The sequence below is a fragment of the Rahnella perminowiae genome (assembly GCF_019049755.1).
Taxonomy (GTDB): Bacteria; Pseudomonadota; Gammaproteobacteria; order Enterobacterales; family Enterobacteriaceae; genus Rahnella; species Rahnella perminowiae.
Map to the genome: position 1 here is coordinate 1 of NZ_JAFMOS010000312.1, position 4,269 is coordinate 4,269.

General features: G+C 49.1%; 3 protein-coding genes. All 3 read right to left on the reverse strand.

Annotated features, from left to right (window positions below; genetic code table 11):
• Nucleotides 1–108: 108 nt before the first annotated feature.
• The 3 genes from actP to acs are packed head-to-tail and all read right to left on the reverse strand — an operon-like array spanning nucleotide 109 to nucleotide 4,101.
• Nucleotides 109–1,743: a cation/acetate symporter ActP gene (gene actP / locus J1785_RS02990; protein WP_205951606.1), complete on the reverse strand. Its 1,635-nt coding sequence runs from the start codon at nucleotides 1,741–1,743 to the stop codon at nucleotides 109–111.
• 29 nt (nucleotides 1,744–1,772) lie between these two features.
• On the reverse strand, nucleotides 1,773–2,084 hold the full coding sequence (locus J1785_RS02995) for a DUF485 domain-containing protein (protein ID WP_129954186.1): 312 nt from the start codon (nucleotides 2,082–2,084) through the stop codon (nucleotides 1,773–1,775).
• Between the two features lie 55 nt (nucleotides 2,085–2,139).
• Complete coding sequence (gene acs / locus J1785_RS03000) at nucleotides 2,140–4,101, reverse strand: acetate--CoA ligase (protein WP_129954188.1); 1,962 nt, start codon at nucleotides 4,099–4,101, stop codon at nucleotides 2,140–2,142.
• Between the last annotated feature and the right edge of the window lie 168 nt (nucleotides 4,102–4,269).

Below are 4,269 nucleotides of genomic sequence, written 5' to 3' on the forward strand. Positions count from 1 at the left end.
GTGCAGGGCTTTTGTCTTTTCTGCGCTTGATAAGCCTTTGATTAAAGGTTTGATATTCAAAAAAGCCAATCCCTCAGGATTGGCTTTTCTTATTTCTGCGCTTATACATTAGTGATTTGAACTTTGGGAAATCCCGATACCAGTTTGGGACCGCACAAATTGAGGATAGAAGCGTTCTCTCTCCTTCTGTCCTTCAAGTGAATTGTCTGTAATTGAGAAGAACCAGGTACCAACAAAAGCAACAATCATTGAGAACAGCGCAGGGTATTCGTAAGGATAAATCGGCTTGGTATGCCCTAAGATCTGAACCCAGATTGTGGGCCCGAGGATCATTAGTATGACTGCCGTAAGCAATCCGAGCCATCCACCTATCATGGCCCCCCGCGTTGTCAGCTTAGACCAGTACATCGAGAGCAGAATAATGGGGAAATTGCAGCTAGCAGCAATAGAGAAAGCTAATCCTACCATGAAGGCAATGTTCTGTTTTTCAAAAAGAATGCCCAATGCAATAGCAACAATACCCAGTAGGATAACGGTGATTTTCGAAACCCTTAACTCATCCCGTTCTGTCGCTTTACCGTCTTTGATGACACTGGCATACAGATCATGAGATACGGCTGAAGCACCTGCCAACGTTAAGCCCGCGACAACCGCTAAGATCGTTGCAAAAGCCACGGCAGAGATAAAGCCGAGGAAGAAGCTCCCACCGACCGCATCCGCTAAATGCACGGCAGCCATATTATTGCCGCCGAGTAATATGCCGCTGGCGTCTTTAAACGCCGGGTTTGAGCTGACCAGGACGATAGCGCCGAAACCGATAATAAAAGTCAAAATGTAGAAGTAGCCGATAAAACCAGTGGCGTAGAACACGCTTTTTCTGGCTTCTTTGGCATCATTCACGGTGAAGAAACGCATCAGGATATGCGGTAAACCGGCGGTGCCAAACATCAGTGCGAGCCCCAGAGACAGCGCAGATATCGGATCTGAAACTAATCCTCCCGGACTCATTATTGCAATCCCTTTAGAATGGACAGCAACCGCCTGAGTGAAGAGCGTATTGAAGTTGAAGCCTACAGATCTCATGACCATGATCGCCATGAATGTCGCGCCAGCCAGCAACAGAATAGCTTTGATGATTTGTACCCAAGTTGTCGCCAGCATCCCGCCAAACAACACGTAGAGCACCATCAGGATACCTACCAGGATCACCGCGACATGATAGTTAAGCCCAAACAATAGCTGGATTAACTTACCGGCACCGACCATTTGTGCGATCAGATAAAGCGCGACAACCACCAGCGAACCGCAAGCTGAAAGCAGCCGGATAGGTTTTTGTTTCAACCGATATGACGCGACATCCGCGAAGGTATATTTCCCTAAGTTACGCAGGCGTTCGGCAATCAGGAATAAAATAATCGGCCAGCCGATCAGGAAACCGATGGAATAAATCAGGCCATCATAACCTGATGTATAAACCAGTGCGGAGATACCCAGGAAAGAAGCGGCAGACATGAAATCGCCGGCAATCGCCATACCGTTTTGCAGGCCAGTGATGCGGCCGCCAGCGGTATAGTAGTCCTGACGAGAGCGTGTACGCTTTGCTGCCCAATAAGTGATGTATAAGGTCGCGCCAACAAACAGCACAAACATGACAATAGCTTCAACGTTAAGAGGCTGACGTTTAACTTCCCCGGCGATGCCCTCCGCAGCAAATAAACTGGACGGGAAAACGAGGGATAACATCAATAACAGAAACGTGCCGCAGCGTGCCATCATGGCTGCACCTCGCGGATAATGTCTGCTGTCAGACGGTCAAATTCGCCATTTGCACGAACGACATAAATCCCGGTCAGTACGAATGAAATAACGATCAGCCCAACGCCTACGGGAATGCCGCGGGTAATGGTGGCACCGTCATAAAGAGGTGTTCCCAGCCACTGCGGATCGAACGCAATCAATAAAATGAAAGCGACATACAGAACCAGTGTGATGCCTGACAGTAGCCAGGCAAAACGACTGCGTTTTTGCACCAGTTCCCTGAAGCGCGGATTACTTACAACTCTCTGATAAATGAGATCATTCATCTCAGTGACTCCTGTGAGGCATTGATAGAGTTCACCGCGCCAGGGCGGTGAAAAATTATGACGGCACTTTCATTGATTGTTTTTCTTCCAGCAATTTATCGACTACGCCTGGATCCGCCAGCGTAGAGGTATCTCCCAGATTGCTTGTGTCTCCGGCTGCAATTTTGCGCAGAATGCGACGCATAATTTTGCCGGAGCGGGTTTTTGGCAACGAATCTGTCCAGTGAAGAATGTCAGGTGTGGCAATGGACCCTATCTCTTTACGCACCCAGTTGCGTACTTCGGTATAGAGTTCCGGTGACGGTTCTTCGCCGTGATTCAGTGTGATGTAGGCATAAATAGCCTGACCTTTAATATTATGTGGAATACCCACAACGGCAGCTTCTGCGATTTTAGGATGAGAAACTAATGCTGACTCAATTTCAGCCGTCCCAAGACGATGGCCAGAAATATTAAGCACGTCATCAACACGGCCGGTTATCCAGTAATAACCATCTTCGTCACGGCGCGCACCGTCACCACTAAAGTACATATTTTTAAATGTAGAAAAATAGGTCTGCTCGAAACGCTCATGGTCACCGAAAAGAGTTCGTGCCTGGCCTGGCCACGAATCAGTGATCACCAGATTACCCTCACACGCCCCCTCCTGCGGAACGCCTTCGTTATCTACCAGAGCAGGCTGAACACCGAAGAATGGACGCGTTGCAGAACCGGCTTTCAGTTCAGTGGCACCCGGCAGCGGCGTTATCATGAAACCACCGGTTTCGGTTTGCCACCAGGTGTCGACAATTGGGCATTGGCTGTTACCAATCGTTTTGTAGTACCACTCCCAGGCTTCCGGATTAATGGGTTCGCCCACTGACCCCATGATTCGCAGTGACGCACGGCGGGTGCCTTCAATGGCTTTATCCCCTTCGGCCATGAGTGCACGGATCGCCGTAGGTGCGGTATACAGGATATTCACCTTATGCTTATCAATAACCTGTGCCATACGGGCTGGTGTCGGATAATTGGGTACACCTTCAAACATCAGGCTGATGGCTCCGCATGCCAACGGGCCGTAGAGCAAATAACTGTGGCCCGTTACCCAGCCGACATCGGCCGTACACCAGTAGATGTCGCCGTCATGGTAGTCAAAGGTGTATTTGAACGTCAGGGCGGCATAGACCAGATACCCTCCCGTGGTATGCAATACGCCTTTCGGTTTACCCGTAGAACCGGAGGTATAAAGAATGAAAAGCGGATCTTCTGCTTTCATTTCTTCAGGCGGACAATCTGCAGAAACGCCTTCAATCGCATCATGCCACCAGATGTCACGCCCCTCTTTCCATTCCCCCTGTTTGCCGGTACGTTTGAAAATGATGGAATGTGTGATGCTGGTAACCGCCGGATTCTTCAGCGCATCATCCACATTTTGTTTCAGTGGAATGGTACGTCCGGCGCGCAGGCCTTCGTCAGCGGTAATGACCAGCCTGGCGTTGGAATCTATAATGCGACCGGCAACGGCTTCCGGGGAGAAACCAGCGAAGATAACGGAATGTACGGCACCGATACGGGCACAGGCCAGCATCGCGACAGCGGCTTCCGGTACCATGGGCATGTAAATAGCGACAACATCCCCTTTTTTAATGCCCAAACTCTTTAAGACATTCGCGAACTGGCAAACATCATGATGAAGCTGTTTGTAGGTAACGTATTTGTTTTCAACTTTTGGGTCATCCCCTTCCCAAATCAATGCGGTCTGCTCACCTTTGTCGGCTAAATGACGATCCAGACAGTTGGCTGCGAGATTCAGGGTGCCATCCTCAAACCACCGGATATCGACATTTCCCGGCGCAAAAGAAGTGTTTTTCACTTTTGTGAAAGGTTTAATCCAGTCGAGTACTTTGGCCTGTTCCCCCCAAAATGCGTCAGGGTCCTCAACAGACTGTTGATAATATTGCTGATATTTCTCAGGTGTGATCAGGGTACGCTCTGCCACAGAGGCAGGAATAGGGTGCTTATAAACATGGCTCATGGTTTTCTCCTTTAATTTGTTAATGATATGTCAATCAAAGGTTAAGTGTAGTTTGCGGTATGGCTTTGTTTGCTTTCTGGGGGGCAGATCACGCAAGCGGAGAAAAAACAGCAGGATATATTCATCCGACATGCGGAGCAGTCCGCATAAGTCTGGAGAGAAGAGAAA

Bases quoted from the DNA above. Each gene is read 5' to 3' on its own strand.
- actP (WP_205951606.1), bottom strand. From the start codon at position 1,743: ATGTTATCCCTCGTTTTCCCGTCCAGTTTATTTGCTGCGGAGGGCATC.
- J1785_RS02995 (WP_129954186.1), bottom strand. From the start codon at position 2,084: ATGAATGATCTCATTTATCAGAGAGTTGTAAGTAATCCGCGCTTCAGG.
- acs (WP_129954188.1), bottom strand. From the start codon at position 4,101: ATGAGCCATGTTTATAAGCACCCTATTCCTGCCTCTGTGGCAGAGCGT.